Origin of the sequence: Kitasatospora sp. NPDC059648, from assembly GCF_042734825.1 — a bacterium.
Taxonomy (GTDB): Bacteria; Actinomycetota; Actinomycetes; order Streptomycetales; family Streptomycetaceae; genus Kitasatospora.
Genome location: NZ_JBHWDU010000073.1, coordinates 25,308 through 42,581 on the forward strand (window position 1 = coordinate 25,308; position 17,274 = coordinate 42,581).

Sequence of the window (17,274 nt, forward strand, 5' to 3'; positions counted from 1 at the left end):
TCGACACCGTGGATGCGGTCGACTCCGTCGATACGGTCGACACCGCTGCCACCGCCGACACCCCCTGGAGCCCGCGAGGATGTACGAGGAACCCGCTGACCGGCTGGTCACGGCCGCCGCCGACGGCGAGGACCAGGCGGTGGAGGCCGCGCTGCGCCCCAAGCTGCTGGACGAGTTCATCGGCCAGGAGCGGGTGCGAGAGCAGCTGTCCCTGGTCCTCCAGGCGGCGCGCAAGCGCGGCAGCGCGCCCGACCACGTGCTGCTGAGCGGCCCGCCCGGGCTGGGCAAGACCACCCTGTCCATGATCATCGCCGCCGAGCTGGGCGCCCCGATCCGGATCACCTCCGGCCCGGCCATCCAGCACGCGGGGGACCTCGCGGCGATCCTCTCCTCGCTCACCGAGGGCGAGGTGCTCTTCCTCGACGAGATCCACCGGATGTCCCGGCCGGCCGAGGAGATGCTCTACATGGCGATGGAGGACTACCGGGTCGACGTGATCGTCGGCAAGGGCCCGGGCGCCACCGCCATCCCGCTGGAGCTGCCGCCCTTCACCCTGGTCGGTGCCACCACCCGGGCCGGCCTGCTGCCGCCGCCGCTGCGCGACCGCTTCGGCTTCACCGGGCACATGGAGTTCTACGCCCCGGCCGAGCTGCAGCGGGTGGTGCACCGCTCGGCCACGCTGCTGGACGTGGAGATAGACCCGGCGGGCGCGGCCGAGATCGCAGGGCGCTCGCGCGGCACCCCGCGCATCGCCAACCGGCTGCTGCGCCGGGTCCGCGACTACGCGCAGGTCCGGCACGACGGCGTGGTCACCGCCGAGATCGCCGGCCAGGCGCTGGACGTCTACGAGGTGGACGCCCGCGGACTGGACCGGCTGGACCGCGCGGTGCTGGACGCCCTGCTGCGGCTGTTCGGCGGCGGGCCGGTCGGTCTGTCGACACTCGCGGTCGCCGTGGGGGAGGAGGCCGAGACGGTCGAGGAGGTGGCGGAGCCCTTCCTGGTCCGCGAGGGCCTGCTCGCCCGTACCCCGCGCGGGCGGATCGCCACCGCCGCCGCCTGGCAGCACCTGGGGATGACCCCGCCGGTACAGACCACTCGCGGCAGCGTGCCGCCCCAGCCGGAGCTGTTCCCGGCGGACGGAAGCTGACCGGCCTGGGCCGAACGGGTGAGAGATGGCCTCCGGTTCCCCGCCCGGCCCGGTGCCGCGCCCCTTGGAGGCGCCGGGGCGGAAGTCCGGGGAAACCGTGCAGGCGGAGGGTCGCCACTTTCGGCGGCAGGATGCGATGCTTGGCGTTGTCCGATCAGTTCGGGGTCGCCTAGACTCCGCCGGACCGCCCCTCTCACCTGACGGGCCGACCCATACCACACAGGCCGCCGGCCGGCGGCCCGTAAAGGACCCTGGCTGCAGTGAACCTCATCATCCTTCTCCTCCCGATCATCGCGATCGTGCTCATGTTCCGGTCGCAGAAGAAGCGCCAGTCGCAGATGCAGCAGATGCAGACGGCGCTGGAGCCCGGGGCGGGGGTGCGCACCATCGGCGGCCTGTACGCCCAGGTGAAGGCGGTCAACGACGAGACCGTCGAGCTGGAGATCGCTCCCGGCGTGGTCACCCACTTCACGAAGAGTGCCGTCGCGGCCGTCCTGGAACCCCAGGAGTACGACGCGATCATCAACGGTCGCCCCGAGGACGACGAGCTGTCCGAGCCGGAGGCCGAGGACGTCGCCGAGGCCGCGCCGGCCGAGGACAAGCCGCTGTCGCTGACCAAGGACAGCGCCGAGAAGGGCGACGCCGAGGGCGGGGCTCCCGCGAGCAAGTAGTACGGGCGGGCAACCCGCCCGTCCGCGCGGCGCAGTGCCGCGAGCCCACAGGACCTCAGGGCCGCAGAACCGCCATGCCCCCGTCCCGCCACGAGCCGGACGGGGGTCCGGTCGGGGAGGTGGCATGGACAGGGAGAAACGAGCAAGGTGGCAACACCCAAGTCGCGCCCGCGCGACGGCTACCCAGGGCGGGCGCTGGCCCTCATCCTGGTCGTCACCGTCGGACTGGTCGCCCTCATGTTCGGGACGGGCAACACCAAGCCCCGGCTCGGTATCGACCTCGCCGGCGGCACCAGCATCACGCTGACCGCGAAGTCGACCGATCCCAAGGCGGTCAACAAGTCCAACATGGACATCGCCACCGGGATCATCGAGCGCCGGGTCAACGGAATGGGTGTCTCCGAGGCGGAGGTCCAGACCCAGGGCTCGGACACGATCATCGTGAACATCCCCAAGGGCGGCGACCGGCAGAACGCGGCGGACCAGGTCGGTACCACCGCGAAGCTGTTCTTCCGTCCGGTCCTGGCCGTGGCGCCCAGCGGCATCACCGCGCCCGCGCCCACCGGCACCCCGTCCGCCGGCGCCTCCGGCAGCCCGAGCGCCGCCCCCTCGGGCAGCGCCGCCCCGTCGGCCTCGGCCTCGGCCGGCGCGAGCTCCTCCGCCAGCCACGCGCCGAGCGCCTCCGCGAGCGCCACCAAGCAGGGCCGCTCCGTCGGTGAGGCGCTGGCCGCCGAGGCCGCCAGCCCGTCGGCCGCCGCCACGGGCGCGAGCACCGCCCCGTCCGCCTCCGGTTCGGCCGCCCCGTCCGCCTCCGGCACCCCGAGCGCCCAGGCCACCCAGCCGAGCGCCGCCGACCTGAGCGCCGCGATGACCCAGGGCACCGTCCCGCCGGAGCTGCAGGCCGCCTTCGCGAACCTCGACTGCTCCAAGCCCGAGGTCCGCGCGGCGCAGACCGGCGCCGACGACAAGGCCATGGTCGCCTGCTCACAGAAGCCCGAGAACGGCTACTACGAGAAGCTGGCCCTCGGCCCCGCGGCCGTGAAGGGCTCGGACGTCTCGAAGGCCCAGCCGAGCCTGGACACCCAGACCGGTGCCGGCTGGCAGGTGCAGCTGCAGTTCAACGGCACCGGCACCGACGCCTTCGCCAAGGTCACCGGCCAGCTGGCCACCCAGACCCCGCCGACCAACCAGTTCGCCATCGTGCTGGACAACCAGGTCGTCTCGCACCCTCAGGTCAACGGCCCGATCCCGGGCGGCAGCGCCGTCATCACCGGCCGCTTCAGCCAGGCGGAGGCGCAGGACCTGTCCAACGTGCTGAGCTACGGCGCCCTGCCGCTGGAGTTCGCCAAGAGCGACATCACCACCGTCTCCCCGGCGCTGGGCAGTGACCAGCTCAAGGCCGGTCTGGTCGCGGGCGCGATCGGTATGCTGCTGGTCGTCGCCTACTCGCTGGTCTACTACCGCGGCCTCGGCCTGGTCTCGATCGCCGGTCTGATCGTCTCGGCGATCCTGACCTACTCGATCATGAGCCTGCTCGGCGGCGGGATCGGCTTCGCGCTGAACCTGCCGGCGGTCTGCGGCGCGATCGTCGCGATCGGCATCACCGCCGACTCCTTCATCGTGTACTTCGAGCGCATCCGCGACGAGGTCCGCGAGGGCGCCCCGCTGCGCCCGGCGGTCCAGCGAGCCTGGCCGCGGGCCCGGCGCACCATCCTGGTCTCGGACTTCGTGTCCTTCCTCTGTGCCGCGGTGCTCTACGTGGTGTCGGTCGGCAAGGTCCAGGGCTTCGCGTTCACCCTGGGTCTGACCACCGCGCTCGACGTCGTGGTGATCTTCCTCTTCACCAAGCCGCTCATCACGCTGCTGGCCCGGCGCAAGTTCTTCTCCGACGGCCACCCGTGGTCCGGCCTGGACCCCAAGCGGCTGGGCGCCCGCCCGCCGCTGCGCAGCAGCCGTCGCCGTAGCCCCTCCTCTGCCGCCGTGAAGGAGGCCTGACACCGTGTCACGCTTCTCCAATCTGGGCCACCGGCTCTACCAGGGCGAGGTCAGCTTCGACTTCGTCGGGCGCCGTAAGCTCTGGTACTCCATCTCCGGTGTGATCGTGCTGGTCGCGGCGATCGGCCTGGCCATGGGCCTGCACCTGGGCATCGAGTTCAAGGGCGGCTCGGTCTACACCGTGACCAAGCCGGGCCTGACGGTCTCGCAGGCGCAGGAGAAGGCCGACCAGGTCACCTCCTCGCACCCGCTGGTGCAGTCGACCGACAACAACAAGATCCGCATCCAGGTCAGCACCGACGAGCCGAAGAGCTCCGACGAGGTCCGCTCCCAGCTCGCCGAGAAGATCGGCGTGCCGCTGGACACCGTCGAGGCCCAGGTCATCGGCCCCAGCTGGGGCAAGCAGATCTCCGACAAGGCGATCACCGGCCTGATCATCTTCATGGTCCTGGTGACGGTCTACCTGGCGATCGCCTTCGAGTGGCGGATGGCGGTGGCCGCCCTGGTCGCCCTGATCCACGACCTCCTGATCACCATCGGCGTCTACGCCCTGGTGGGCTTCGAGGTCACCCCCGGTACGGTGATCGGCTTCCTGACCATCCTCGGGTACTCGCTCTACGACACGGTCGTCGTCTTCGACACCGTGAAGGAGAACACCAAGGGGATCACCAAGCAGAACAAGCGCACCTACAGCGAGGCGGCCAACGCGGGCCTCAACCAGACCCTGGTGCGCTCGCTCAACACCACCGTGGTGGCGCTGCTGCCGGTCGCCGCGCTGCTGTTCATCGGCGGCGGCATCCTGGGCGCCGGCACCCTGAACGACATCTCGCTCGCGCTGTTCATCGGCCTCGCGGCCGGTGCCTACTCCTCGATCTGCGTCGCCACCCCGCTGCTGGCGCAGCTCAAGGAGGAGCAGCCGGAGATGAAGGCGCTGCGCAAGCGCGTCCTGCAGCACCGGGCCGCGGCCGCCAAGGCGGAGGCCGCGGGCGAGGTGCTCGCGGACGAGGTCGCGGACGAGGACCAGCCTGCGGGTATGGTCGGTCAGCGCGGCCGGTCGGCCGGCACCACGCGTGCCAAGGGCCGTCCGTCCACCAAGCGCTGAACCCGAACCGAAGGAATCCACCATCGTGACCACCGTCGACACCCCACTGGCCGAGCTGCTGAACAGCCGGATCCGGGACGTCCCGGACTACCCGAAGCCGGGTGTGCTGTTCAAGGACATCGCGCCGCTGCTCGCCGACGCCGAGGCCTTCGGCGCCCTCACCCGGGCGCTGGCGGACCGGGCGAAGGCGCTCGGGGCGACCAAGGTGGTGGGCCTGGAGGCGCGCGGCTTCGTGCTGGCGGCCCCCGCGGCCTTCGCGGCCGGGCTCGGCTTCGTGCCGATCCGCAAGCAGGGCAAGCTGCCCGGCGAGGTGTTCCGGCGCTCGTACGAGCTGGAGTACGGCTCGGCGACGCTGGAGGTGCAGTGCGACGCCTTCGCGCCCGGTGAGCGGGTGCTGGTGGTGGACGACGTGCTGGCCACCGGCGGCACCATCGGTGCCTCGCTGGACCTGGTCAAGGAGGCCGGAGCCGAGCTGGCGGGCGTCGTGGTGCTGATGGAGCTGGGCTTCCTGGACGGCCGCGAGCGGCTGGCCGGGCACCTGGACGGCGCCCCGCTGGAGACGCTGGTCACCGTCTGAGGGACGGGCTCCGCAACGGGCTCCGCAACGGGCTCGAAGGACGGCGGTCGGATCATCCGACCGCCGTCCTTCCGTTTCCGGGCCCGGCCGGATGAACACCGGGCCGCCGGCTCGGTACCATGAAGATTCATCCCCTCCCGGTTGTGCCCGGACGTCACGGGCCCGGCAGGGGTCGGCCCCGGTGCCCCGAGGAGTGTCCTTGCCCGACGAGGTTGTGCCCACGGCCGCAGCGGCCGCCCCCGAAGACCGTCCCACGCCCTCGGGGGCCACCCCGGCACGTCCGACGCCGACCTCCTCGCGTCCCTCCGCCCCGCTCGGCCGCGGCTCCGGCTCCGGCGGCGGCATGCGCGCCCGGCTGGCCCGCCTGGGAGGCCAGCGCGCCAGCGTGCTGAACCCCGTCCTGGAGCCGCTGTTCCGCTCGATCCGGGCGAACGACCCCAAGGCCGATCCGGCGCTGCTGCGCGACATCGAGCGCGCCTACGCCGTCGCCGAGAAGTGGCACCGCGGGCAGAAGCGCAAGAGCGGCGACCCGTACATCACCCACCCGCTGGCCGTCGCCACCATCCTGGCCGAACTCGGCATGGACGCCCCGACGCTGATGGCCGGGCTGCTGCACGACACCGTCGAGGACACCGACTACGGCCTGGAGACCCTGCGCAAGGACTTCGGCGACTCGGTGGCCCTGCTTGTCGACGGCGTCACCAAGCTGGACCGGGTCAAGTTCGGCGAGGCCGCGCAGGCCGAGACCGTCCGCAAGATGGTCGTGGCGATGGCCAAGGACCCGCGGGTCCTGGTGATCAAGCTGGCCGACCGCCTGCACAACATGCGCACCATGCGCTACCTCAAGCGGGAGAAGCAGGAGAAGAAAGCCCGCGAGACGCTGGAGATCTACGCCCCGCTGGCGCACCGGCTGGGCATGAACACCATCAAGTGGGAGCTGGAGGACCTCGCCTTCGCGATCCTCTACCCCAAGATGTACGACGAGATCGTCCGGCTGGTCGCCGAGCGTGCCCCCAAGCGGGACGAGTACCTGGCGACCGTCATCGACCAGGTCCAGGCGGACCTGCGCGGCGCACGGATCACCGCCTCCGTCACCGGCCGGCCGAAGCACTACTACTCGGTCTACCAGAAGATGATCGTCCGGGGCCGGGACTTCGCCGAGATCTACGACCTGGTGGGCATCCGGGTCCTGGTCGACACCGTCCGCGACTGCTACGCGGCGCTGGGCACCATCCACGCGCGGTGGAACCCGGTGCCTGGGCGGTTCAAGGACTACATCGCGATGCCCAAGTTCAACATGTACCAGTCGCTGCACACCACGGTGATCGGTCCCGGCGGCAAGCCCGTCGAACTCCAGATCCGCACCTTCGACATGCACCGGCGGGCCGAGTACGGCATCGCCGCGCACTGGAAGTACAAGCAGCGCGCGGTCGCCGGGGCGTCCAAGGTCCGCACCGACACCCCGACCCAGGTGCGCAAGGACGACAAGGCCGGCGCCGTCAACGAGATGGCCTGGCTGCGGCAGCTGCTGGACTGGCAGAAGGAGACCGCCGACCCGGGCGAGTTCCTGGAGTCCCTGCGCTTCGACCTGGCCAGCAACGAGGTCTTCGTCTTCACCCCCAAGGGCGACGTGATAGCGCTGCCGGCCGGTGCCACTCCGGTCGACTTCGCGTTCGCGGTGCACACGGAGGTCGGCTACCGGACGATAGGCGCCCGGGTCAACGGGCGGCTGGTGCCGCTGGAGTCGACCCTGGAGAACGGCGACACCGTCGAGGTGTTCACCTCCAAGGCGGAGAACGCCGGCCCCTCCCGGGACTGGCTGGGCTTCGTCAAGTCCCCGCGCGCCCGCAACAAGATCCGCGCCTGGTTCTCCAAGGAGCGCCGCGAGGAGGCGATCGAGCACGGCAAGGAGGCGATCGTCCGGGCGATGCGCAAGCAGGGGCTGCCGATCCAGCGGATCCTGACCGGCGACTCGCTGGTCACCCTGGCCCACGAGATGCGCTACCCCGACATCTCCTCGCTCTACGCCGCCATCGGCGAGGGCCACGTGGCCGCGCAGAACATCGTCCAGAAGCTGGTCCAGGCGCTCGGCGGCGAGGAGGGCGCCACCGAGGACCTCGCCGAGACGGCCACCCCGACCCACGACAACCGCCGGGCGGTGCGCCGCCGGGCCAAGGGCGACCCGGGCGTGATCGTCAAGGGCGTCGAGGACGTCTGGGTCAAGCTGTCCCGCTGCTGCACCCCGGTGCCGGGCGACCCGATCGTCGGCTTCGTCACCCGCGGCAACGGCGTCTCGGTGCACCGCGCCGACTGCGTCAACGTCGAGGCGCTGAGCCAGCAGCCCGAGCGCATGATCGACGTCGAGTGGGCGGCCACCCAGTCCTCGGTGTTCCTGGTGGCCATCCAGGTCGAGGCGCTGGACCGCTCCCGGTTGCTCTCGGACGTCACCCGGGTCCTCTCCGACCAGCACGTCAACATCCTGTCGGCGGCGGTCCAGACGTCCCGGGACCGGGTGGCGATGAGCCGCTTCACCTTCGAGATGGGCGACCCGAAGCACCTCGGCCACGTGCTCAAGGCGGTGCGCGGCGTCGAGGGCGTCTACGACGTCTACCGGGTCACCTCGGCCCGCAAGTGACCGCGGCATGAGGAAGGCCCCCGGGGCGACCCGATCGCCCCGGGGGCCTTCGCCGTTCCACGGCTCGGGATCAGCCGCTGAACTCCTCCTGGCTCCTGTGCGCCTGCTCCAGCAGGGTCCGCACACCGGCCAGCTCGGACTCCAGCTTGGCGGCCTTGCCGGCGTTGCCGGCCGCGCGGGCCTTGTCCAGGTCGGCCTGGATCTTGTCGGCCTTCGCCTGGAACAGGCCCACCATGCCGGCCGCGCGGGCCTTGGCCTCCGGGTTGGAGCGCTTCCACTCGGCGTCCTCGGCCTCGCGGATGGCCCGCTCGACCGCGTTCAGCCGGCCGTCCAGCTTCGGACGGGCGTCGCGCGGCACGTGGCCGATGGCCTCCCAGCGCTCGTTGATCTCGCGCAGCGCGGCCTTGGCGGCCTTGAGGTCGGTGATCGGCAGGATCGCCTCGGCTTCGGTGGCCAGCGCCTCCTTGAGCTTCTGGTTCTCCACCTGCTCGGCGTCCCGCTCGCTGAACACCGCGGAACGGGCCTGGAAGAAGACGTCCTGCGCGCCGCGGAACCGCGCCCACAGCTCGTCCTCGACGTCCCGCTGAGCCCGGCCGGCGGCCTTCCAGCGCGCCATCAGGTCGCGGTAGGCGGCCGCGGTGCTGCCCCAGTCGGTGGACGAGGACAGCGCCTCGGCCTCGGAGACCAGCGCCTCCTTGGTCTGCCGGGCCTGCTCGCGCTCGGCGTCCAGCGTCGCGAAGTGCGCCTTGCGGTGCTTGGAGAAGACCGAGCGGGCGTGCGAGAAGCGGTGCCACAGCTCGTCGTCGCTCTTGCGGTCCAGCCGAGGCAGGCCCTTCCAGGTGTCCACCAGGGCGCGCAGCCGGTCCCCGGCCTCCCGCCACTGGGTGGACTCGGCGAGCTGCTCCGCCTCGGAGACCAGGGCCTCCTTGGCGGCGCGGGTCTCGTCCTGGGCCTTGGCGCGGGCGGCCTTGCGCTCCTCCCGCCGGCTCTCGATCTCACCGGCGAGCGCGTCCAGCCGCTTGGCCAGCGCGTCCAGGTCGCCCACCGCGTGCCCCTCGGTCACCTGCGCGCGGAGGTGCTCCAGCGCGGTCTGGGCGTCCTTGGCGGCCAGGTCGGTGGTGCGCACCCGCTTCTCCAGCAGGCCGATCTCCACCTCGATGCCCTGGTACTTGCGCTCGAAGTAGGCGAGGGCCTCCTCGGGCGAGCCGGCCTGCCAGGAACCGACCACGCGTTCGCCGTCGGCCGTCCTGACGTACACCGTGCCCTGCTCGTCCACACGGCCCCACGGGTCGCTGCTCATAGCGCGTCCTCCACATGACGTCGCGCCCGCGCCGGGGCGGCGCGCGACCGTCGTCCACAGTTGATGTGCGGCGGACCGATGAGTCCGCCGTCCCCGTCCGCCGCGTCCTGCTGCCGAGGGTGACGGCCAGGCGGGTGCGGGCACCCTATACAACGCCAACATAGGCGACCAGGCCCGGTGCTGTCCGCATCCGGGCCGGGCGATTTCGGTCCGGGGCCGGGCGGGGGCGCCTCGCGCGCCCGCCGCCGACGGCCCCGGATTCGGTCAACCCTTGGCCACCGTAACCGAGTTGAAGGTGACGTCGGCCATCGGGTGGCCGTCCGTGCCGCCCTCCAGGGTGCCCGCGGCGGCGATCTTCTGGACCACGTCCAGGCCGCTGGTGATCTTGCCGAAGGGGGTGTAGTTCGGCGGGAGCTGGGTGTCCTTGTAGACCAGGAAGAACTGGCTCCCGTTGGTCCCCGGGCCGGAGTTGGCCATCGCCACGGTGCCCGCCGGGTAGGTAGCGCCGGTCAGGTTCTCGTCCGCGAACTTGTAGCCGGGGCCGCCCGTGCCGCCCGGCACGGTCGCGCTGGCGGTCGGGTCGCCGCACTGGAGCACGAAGATGCCGTCGGTGGTCAGGCGGTGGCACTTGGTGTGGTCGAAGAACTGCTCGCCCGCCAGGAAGTTGAACGAGTTCACGGTGTGCGGGGCCTTGGCCGCGTCCAGCGCGACGGTGACCTTCCCGCAGTTGGTGTCCAGCGCCATGGTGTACGAGGCGTTCTGGTCGACCGACATGGCCGGCTCGGCCTTGAACTGCTTGCCGTTGGGCGAGCCCGGCGCCGGGGCGGCGCAGCCCTCGACCGGCTTGCGGGTCGGCGCGGCCGTCGGGGCCGCGGTGCCGGTCGGCGCGGCCTGGGGGGTGGCGGCGGCCGAGGTGGTCCTGTCCTTGTCGTCCGAGCTGAACGCGCCGGTCGCGAACAGGGTGCCGCCGCCGGCCAGCACCACGACCGCGAGCGAGGCGCCCAGGATCGTGTTGCGGCGCCTGCGGGCGGCCGCCGCCTCGGCGCGGCGCTGCATCTGGCGCTCGTACTTCTCGCGGGCGAGCTGCCGCCGCCGCTGTTCGCTGCTGACCACCGGCCGTGTCTCCTGAGCATGTGCGGGAAAAGTGGATGGTTCCGGAGCGGATCATCGCATCCATCGGCGGCCAAGTGTAGGGACCGGGCCCTAAGAACACGGTGAACGCGTCGGCCGGCCGAGCCGGACACCGCGTATCTGGTTCGCAACCGGACCCGGACCGCCGGTAGGCTTCCCTTACGTCATCACTACTGGTAGCCACCGCAGCCCCCCGCCGCACACAACCGAAGGACGCGCGTGTTCATCGCCGGATTCCCCGCTGGAGCCTGGGGCACCAACTGCTACCTGGTCGCGCCGGCGGCGGGCGAGGAGTGCGTCATCGTCGATCCCGGCCACCAGGCCGCCCGCGGTGTCGAGGAGCTCGTCCGGGAGCACCGGCTCAAGCCCGTCGCCGTGCTGCTCACCCACGGCCACATCGACCACGTCGCCTCGGTGGTCCCGGTCTGCGGCGCACGCGGCGTGCCGGCCTGGATCCACCCCGAGGACCGGTACATGATGTCCGATCCGGAGAAGGCGATCGGCCGCTCCCTGGGAACCCAGCTGATGGGCGAACTCACCGTCGGCGAGCCCGACGACGTGCGCGAGCTCACCGACGGCAGCGTGCTGGAGCTGGCCGGCCTGAGGCTCACCGTGGACCACGCCCCGGGCCATACCGGGGGGTCGGTGACCTTCCGGACGCCCGGCGCCGAGGACCTCCCCCCGGTGCTCTTCTCGGGCGACCTGCTGTTCGCCGGCTCCATCGGGCGTACCGACCTCCCGGGCGGGGACGGCGAAGCGATCATGCGCTCGCTGGCCCGGGTGTGCCTGCCCCTCGACGACTCCACCGTGGTCCTCTCCGGCCACGGCGGTCAGACCACCATCGGCCGCGAGCGCGCCACCAACCCCTACCTCCGACAGGCAGCGGGGGCGGCCGGCGCCCCGGCTTTCCCGCGACGAGGAATGTGACGGAAGAGAAGTTGAGCACCTTCACCGCCCCCAAGGGCACCTACGACCTGCTGCCCCCCAGCTCCGCGACCTTCCTGGCGATCCGCGAGCGCATCGCCGCGCCCGCCCGCCGGGCCGGTTACGGCTACGTCGAGACCCCGGTCTTCGAGGACGTGAAGCTGTTCTCGCGCGGCGTCGGCGAGTCCACCGACATCGTCTCCAAGGAGATGTACACCCTCACCACCAAGGGCGGCGACGAACTCGCGCTGCGCCCGGAGGGCACCGCCTCGGTGCTGCGCGCCGCGCTCCAGGCCAACCTGCACAAGCAGGGCAACCTGCCGGTCAAGCTCTGGTACTCCGGCTCGTACTACCGCTACGAGCGCGCCCAGAAGGGCCGCTACCGCCAGTTCTCCCAGGTCGGCGCCGAGGCGATCGGCGCCGAGGACCCGGCGCTGGACGCCGAGCTGATCATCATGGCCGACGACGCCTTCCGCTCGCTGGGCCTGAGCGACTACTCGCTGCTGCTCAACAGCCTCGGCGACAAGCAGTGCCGCCCGGTCTACCGCGCCGCCCTGATCGAGTTCCTCTCCGGCCTGGACCTGGACGAGGACACCCGCCGCCGCGCCGAGATCAACCCGCTGCGCGTCCTGGACGACAAGCGCGAGTCGGTGCAGGAGCAGCTGGTCGACGCCCCGATGCTGCGCGACTTCCTGTGCGAGGAGTGCAAGGCGTACGACGAGAAGGTGCGCGAGCTGCTCACCGCCAACGGCGTGGCCTTCGTCGACGACCCGAAGCTGGTCCGCGGCCTGGACTACTACACCCGCACCACCTTCGAGTTCGTGCACAACGGCCTCGGCGCCCAGTCCGCGATCGGCGGCGGCGGCCGCTACGACGGCCTGTCCGAGATGATCGGCGGCCCGGCGCTGCCGTCGGTCGGCTGGGCGCTCGGCGTGGACCGCACGTACCTGGCACTGGAGGCCGAGGGGGTCGACCTCGACCTGCCGGCCGCCACCGCCGTCTACGCCGTCGCGCTCGGCGAGGAGGCCAAGAACGTCCTGTTCGCCAAGGTGGTCGAGCTGCGCCGGGCCGGCGTGGCCACCGACCTCGCCTTCGGCGTCAAGAGCATCAAGAACGCCATGAAGTCCGCCGACCGGTCCGGCGCCCGCTTCGCCCTGATCGCCGGTGACCGGGACCTCGCCGAGGGCGTCGTCCAGCTCAAGGACATGAGCACCGGAGAGCAGACCCCCGTCGCCCTCGACGAACTCGTCACCACCCTGAAGGAGAAGCAGCTGTGATCCGCACGCACGACGCGGGCACGCTCCGCCCGGAGCACGCAGGCACCACCGTCACCCTGGCCGGCTGGGTCGCCCGCCGCCGCGACCACGGCGGCGTCGCCTTCATCGACCTGCGCGACGCCTCCGGCACCGTGCAGATCGTGGTCCGCGACGCCCTCAACGCCGACGGCGAATCAGTCCACGAGCTGCGCGCCGAGTACTGCGTCAAGGTCGTCGGCGACGTCCGGGTCCGCCCCGAGGGCAACGAGAACCCGGACATCCCGACCGGTGCCGTCGAGGTCGTCGTCAGCGACATCGAGGTGCTCTCCGAGGCCGCCCCGCTGCCGTTCCCGGTCGCCGAGTACGAGCCCGGCACGGTCAACGAGGAGGTCCGTCTGCGCTACCGCTACCTGGACCTGCGCCGCGAGGGCCCGGCCAAGGGCCTGCGGCTGCGCTCCAAGGTCAACAACATCATCCGCCGGGTGATGGAGGAGAACGACTTCCTCGACATCGAGACGCCGTACCTCACCCGCTCCACCCCCGAGGGCGCCCGCGACTTCCTCGTCCCGGTCCGCCTGCAGCCCGGCCACTGGTACGCGCTGCCGCAGTCGCCCCAGCTGTTCAAGCAGCTGCTGATGGTGGCCGGCATGGAGCGCTACTACCAGATCGCCCGCTGCTTCCGCGACGAGGACTTCCGCGCCGACCGGCAGCCGGAGTTCACCCAGCTGGACATCGAGGCCTCCTTCGTCGACCAGGAGGACATCCTGGCCCTCGGCGAGAAGATCGTCGGCGCCATCTGGCGCGAGGTCCACGGCTACGAGATCCCCAACCCGCTGCCGCGGATGACCTACGCGGACGCCATGGGCCGCTACGGCTCGGACAAGCCGGACGTCCGCTTCGGCCAGGAACTCGTCGACCTCACCGAGTACTTCAAGGGCACCGAGTTCCGTGTCTTCCAGGCCCCGTACGTCGGTGCCGTGGTCATGCCGGGCGGCGCCTCGCAGCCGCGCAAGCAGCTGGACGCCTGGCAGGACTGGGCCAAGGCGCGCGGCGCCAAGGGCCTGGCCTACGTGCTGATCGACGCCGAGACCGGCGAGCTGCGCGGCCCGGTCGCCAAGAACCTCTCCGAGGAGCACCTGGCGGGCCTCGCCGCCGCGGTCGGCGCCAGGAACGGCGACGCGGTCTTCTTCGCGGCGGGCAAGGAGCGCGCCTCGCAGGAGCTGCTGGGCGCCGCCCGCCTGGAGATCGGCCGCCGCTGCGGGCTGATCGACGAGTCCAAGTGGGCCTTCCTCTGGGTCGTCGACTTCCCGATGTTCGAGCCGATCGAGGACGACAAGGGCCAGTTCCAGGGCTGGCACGCGGTGCACCACCCCTTCACCGCCCCGACCCCGGAGTCGCTGGACAGCTTCGACACCGACCCGGGCTCGGCCCTGTCCAACGCCTACGACCTGGTCCTCAACGGCTCGGAGCTGGGCGGCGGTTCGATCCGTATCCACCAGCGGGACGTCCAGAAGCGGGCGTTCGACGCGATCGGCCTCTCCGAGGAGGAGGCGGCCTCGCAGTTCGGCTTCCTGCTGGACGCCTTCAACTACGGCCCGCCGCCGCACGGCGGGGTCGCCTTCGGCCTGGACCGGATCGTCACGCTGCTCGGCGGCTACGACACCATCCGCGACGTCATCGCCTTCCCGAAGACGTCCACCGGTGGTGACCCGCTGACCGGCGCGCCGACCCCGATCACCCCGGCGCAGCGCCGGGAGGCCGGCGTGGACGCCCAGCCGAAGGTCCGTGAGGACGCCAAGTCCGAGGCGCAGCCGAAGGGCTGACGCCCCGTCATCCGCGCTAACCTGCAACGGCCCCGGACGGTCCTCCGTCCGGGGCCGGTCCACAACGTCGTGCGACACAGGGAGGGTTGACTCGTGCAGATCACCACGAGAGTCGAATGTCCGGAGGACGCCCCGGCGACCAGGCGCGTCCACATGGCCGCGTTCCCCGGGCCGGACGAGGCGGACCTGGTGGACGCGCTGCGGCGCGATCCCGCCTGGCTGCCCGGGCTGTCGCTGGTCGCGGTGGACGACGCGGGGCTGGTGGTCGGGCACGCCCTGCTGACCCGGCTGCGGGTCGGCGACGGCGGCGGCACCGGTGACGCGCTGGCGCTCGGGCCGGTCGCGGTCGCGCCCGAGTGGCAGCGCCGGGGCGTCGGCGAACTCGTCGTCCGGGCCGCGCTGTCGGCCGCCGAGGAGGCGGGGGAGAAGCTGGTGGTGGTGCTCGGCGACCCGGAGTACTACGGGCGGTTCGGCTTCCTCCCGGCCGGGCGGCACGAGGTCACCGGCCCCTTCGAGGTGCCGGACGCGTACTTCCAGGTGCTGCCGCTGGCGGGCTACGACGGCGGCCCGCGCGGGCTGTGCCGCTATCCGGAGCCCTTCGTCGCCGTGTAGTCGGGCCGTTCCTCCCGTTCCGGCCGTTCCTCCCGCTCCGACCTGCGGGGCCACCGTTCAGCGCCTACGGTGAAGGGTCATCAGCAGCAGTCGGACGGAGGACCCGAGGTGGCCGGGAAGCAGCGGACCGCGAAGCCGGCACGACTGGCGAAGAAGCCGTACGAGCGGGAGCTGCTGCGGCTGCAGCAGGAGCTGGTGAAGCTCCAGGAGTGGGTGCGGGTCGAGGGCGCCCGCCTGGTGGTGGTCTTCGAGGGGCGGGACGCGGCCGGCAAGGGCGGGGCGATCAAGCGGGTGACGGAGTACCTGAACCCGCGCATCGCCCGGGTCGCGGCGCTGCCCACCCCGACCGAGCGGCAGAAGACCCAGTGGTACTTCCAGCGGTACGTCGAGCACCTGCCGGCGGCCGGGGAGATCGTCCTGTTCGACCGCAGCTGGTACAACCGGGCCGGGGTCGAGCGGGTGATGGGCTTCTGCACCGACGAGGAGTACTGGCAGTTCCTGCACCAGTGCCCGACCTTCGAGGAGATGCTGGTCGAGGCGGGCATCCTGCTGCGCAAGTACTGGTTCTCGGTGAGCGACACCGAGCAGGAGCAGCGGTTCCGGGACCGGCTGGAGGACCCGATGAAGCGCTGGAAGCTCTCTCCGATGGACGTGGAGTCGATCACCCACTGGGAGGACTACTCGCGGGCCAAGGACGAGATGTTCGTCTACACCGACGTCCCGCAGTCGCCCTGGCACGTGGTGGAGAGCGACGACAAGCGGCGGGCCCGGATCAACATGATCGCCCACCTGCTCTCCTCCGTGCCGTACCACGAGGTCGCCCCGCCCCGGATCGAGCTGCCGCCCCGCCCGTCTCCGCGCGGCTACCAGCGGCCCCCGCGCGACCTGCAGAAGTACGTTCCGGACCACGCTGCGAGACTGGAGTAGACGGGGCCACGGCCGGGCGCTGCTCCCAGGACGGCCCCGCGTGGCGCCCGGGCGGCCACAGGAGGCGCGCTCATGTTCGTCCGTACCGTCTACGCGACCGGTCACCCGGACCGGATCGAGCAGACCCTCGACAGGTTCCGCACCGAGGCCCTCGTGCTGCTCACCGGCCGGCCCGGGTACCGCGGCTACGGGCTGTTCGCCGACCGGGCCCTCGGCAAGATCACGATGAGCTCGTGGTGGGGGTCCGCCGAGGCCGAGCGCGACAGCGACGCGGCGCTTGCGCAGCGGCGCGGCGAGCTGCTGTCCCCGCTGGGCGGCACCGTGACCGTCGACGTCTGGGAGGCCCTGGTGACGGCCCCGCCCGGCGAAGCGGGACCCGGCGGCGGGTTCCGGCTGACGCGCAGCGAGGTCGACCCGGCCAGGGCGGACGAGGCCGCCGGGGTCTTCCGGGACCGGGTGCTGCCGGTGCTGGAGCAGGGAGCCGGGTTCGTGACGGCCGCGATGCTGGCCGACCGCTCGACCGGCCGGCTGGCCGTGGGAGCGATCTACGCGGACCAGGAGGGCTTCGAGGCCTCGCGGGGCCCGACGGCCGACGCCCGGGCGCAGGCGCTGACCGCGCTGGGCGGCACCCTGCGGTCGCTGGAGGAGTTCGACGTGGTGCTCCTGGACCGCCCCGCGCATCCCGGGCAGTAGCGTCGGTGGGCTGAACTAGGCTTCCGGTGTGGACGAACCGGACCTCTTCACCGCCGCCGCCGAGGAACGCCAGAGCAGGGAACCCGGCCGGGCGCCGCTGGCCGTACGGATGCGCCCGCGCACCCTGGACGAGGTGGCCGGGCAGCGGCAGCTGTTGAAGCCCGGCTCGCCGCTGCGGCGCCTGGTGGCGAACTCGCGCGGTCCGGCGGCCACCAGCTCGGTGATCCTCTGGGGGCCGCCCGGCACCGGGAAGACCACCCTCGCGCACGTGATCAGCCAGGCCGTCGAGGGCCGCTTCGTCGAGCTGTCCGCGATCACCGCCGGGGTCAAGGAGGTGCGGGCGGTGATCGACGGCGCCCGGCGGGCGGTCGGCATGTCCGGCCGCGAGACGGTGCTCTTCCTGGACGAGATCCACCGATTCTCCAAGGCCCAGCAGGACTCGCTGCTGCCGGCCGTCGAGAACCGCTGGGTCACCCTGATC

General features: G+C 71.9%; 15 protein-coding genes. 13 read left to right on the forward strand and 2 right to left on the reverse strand.

Features of this window, described 5'->3' with window-relative positions; genetic code table 11:
- Positions 1 to 79: 79 nt before the first annotated feature.
- From ruvB to ACFV1W_RS31065, 6 genes are all read left to right on the forward strand, one after another.
- Complete coding sequence (ruvB, locus tag ACFV1W_RS31040; protein ID WP_380420581.1) at positions 80 to 1,147, forward strand: Holliday junction branch migration DNA helicase RuvB; 1,068 nt, start codon at positions 80 to 82, stop codon at positions 1,145 to 1,147.
- Between the two features lie 260 nt (positions 1,148 to 1,407).
- Positions 1,408 to 1,818, forward strand: coding sequence for a preprotein translocase subunit YajC (gene yajC, locus ACFV1W_RS31045; RefSeq protein ID WP_380420582.1), 411 nt, complete (start codon positions 1,408 to 1,410; stop codon positions 1,816 to 1,818).
- 147 nt (positions 1,819 to 1,965) lie between these two features.
- Positions 1,966 to 3,813: a protein translocase subunit SecD gene (gene secD, locus ACFV1W_RS31050; RefSeq protein WP_380420583.1), complete on the forward strand. Its 1,848-nt coding sequence runs from the start codon at positions 1,966 to 1,968 to the stop codon at positions 3,811 to 3,813.
- 4 nt (positions 3,814 to 3,817) lie between these two features.
- Entirely contained in the window at positions 3,818 to 4,915 is a 1,098-nt protein-coding gene (gene secF / locus ACFV1W_RS31055) for a protein translocase subunit SecF (protein WP_380420584.1), read from the forward strand.
- 22 nt (positions 4,916 to 4,937) lie between these two features.
- The gene (locus ACFV1W_RS31060) at positions 4,938 to 5,492 is read left to right on the forward strand and encodes an adenine phosphoribosyltransferase (protein WP_380420596.1); all 555 of its coding nucleotides are present in this window, start codon (positions 4,938 to 4,940) and stop codon (positions 5,490 to 5,492) included.
- Between the two features lie 193 nt (positions 5,493 to 5,685).
- Positions 5,686 to 8,127, forward strand: a complete 2,442-nt coding sequence (locus ACFV1W_RS31065) for a RelA/SpoT family protein (RefSeq protein ID WP_380420585.1) — start codon at positions 5,686 to 5,688, stop codon at positions 8,125 to 8,127.
- Between the two features lie 70 nt (positions 8,128 to 8,197).
- Here ACFV1W_RS31065 and ACFV1W_RS31070 read toward each other — a convergent pair whose 3' ends face one another.
- Complete coding sequence (locus tag ACFV1W_RS31070; protein ID WP_380420586.1) at positions 8,198 to 9,427, reverse strand: DUF349 domain-containing protein; 1,230 nt, start codon at positions 9,425 to 9,427, stop codon at positions 8,198 to 8,200.
- 264 nt (positions 9,428 to 9,691) lie between these two features.
- The gene (locus ACFV1W_RS31075) at positions 9,692 to 10,540 is read right to left on the reverse strand and encodes a peptidylprolyl isomerase (RefSeq protein ID WP_380420587.1); all 849 of its coding nucleotides are present in this window, start codon (positions 10,538 to 10,540) and stop codon (positions 9,692 to 9,694) included.
- Between the two features lie 237 nt (positions 10,541 to 10,777).
- On the opposite strand from ACFV1W_RS31075, the gene ACFV1W_RS31080 reads away from it, so the two are divergent.
- The 7 genes from ACFV1W_RS31080 to ACFV1W_RS31110 all read left to right on the forward strand — a co-directional run.
- Complete coding sequence (locus tag ACFV1W_RS31080) at positions 10,778 to 11,485, forward strand: MBL fold metallo-hydrolase (protein ID WP_380420588.1); 708 nt, start codon at positions 10,778 to 10,780, stop codon at positions 11,483 to 11,485.
- A gap of 11 nt (positions 11,486 to 11,496) precedes the next feature.
- The gene (gene hisS / locus ACFV1W_RS31085; RefSeq protein WP_380420589.1) at positions 11,497 to 12,759 is read left to right on the forward strand and encodes a histidine--tRNA ligase; all 1,263 of its coding nucleotides are present in this window, start codon (positions 11,497 to 11,499) and stop codon (positions 12,757 to 12,759) included.
- A complete protein-coding gene (gene aspS, locus ACFV1W_RS31090; RefSeq protein WP_380420590.1) occupies positions 12,756 to 14,561 on the forward strand; it encodes an aspartate--tRNA ligase in 1,806 nt (601 codons plus the stop codon). Before hisS ends, aspS begins: the two co-directional genes overlap by 4 nt.
- A gap of 93 nt (positions 14,562 to 14,654) precedes the next feature.
- Positions 14,655 to 15,173: a GNAT family N-acetyltransferase gene (locus ACFV1W_RS31095; RefSeq protein ID WP_380420591.1), complete on the forward strand. Its 519-nt coding sequence runs from the start codon at positions 14,655 to 14,657 to the stop codon at positions 15,171 to 15,173.
- Between the two features lie 108 nt (positions 15,174 to 15,281).
- Positions 15,282 to 16,100, forward strand: a complete 819-nt coding sequence (gene ppk2, locus ACFV1W_RS31100; protein WP_380420592.1) for a polyphosphate kinase 2 — start codon at positions 15,282 to 15,284, stop codon at positions 16,098 to 16,100.
- 72 nt (positions 16,101 to 16,172) lie between these two features.
- Entirely contained in the window at positions 16,173 to 16,793 is a 621-nt protein-coding gene (locus ACFV1W_RS31105) for a hypothetical protein (RefSeq protein ID WP_380420593.1), read from the forward strand.
- 28 nt (positions 16,794 to 16,821) lie between these two features.
- Positions 16,822 to 17,274: AAA family ATPase (locus ACFV1W_RS31110; RefSeq protein ID WP_380420594.1), on the forward strand; the 453-nt coding region annotated here is incomplete at its 3' end.

Bases quoted from the DNA above. Each gene is read 5' to 3' on its own strand.
- ruvB (WP_380420581.1), top strand. From the start codon at position 80: ATGTACGAGGAACCCGCTGACCGGCTGGTCACGGCCGCCGCCGACGGC.
- ACFV1W_RS31070 (WP_380420586.1), bottom strand. From the start codon at position 9,427: ATGAGCAGCGACCCGTGGGGCCGTGTGGACGAGCAGGGCACGGTGTAC.
- ACFV1W_RS31105 (WP_380420593.1), top strand. From the start codon at position 16,173: ATGTTCGTCCGTACCGTCTACGCGACCGGTCACCCGGACCGGATCGAG.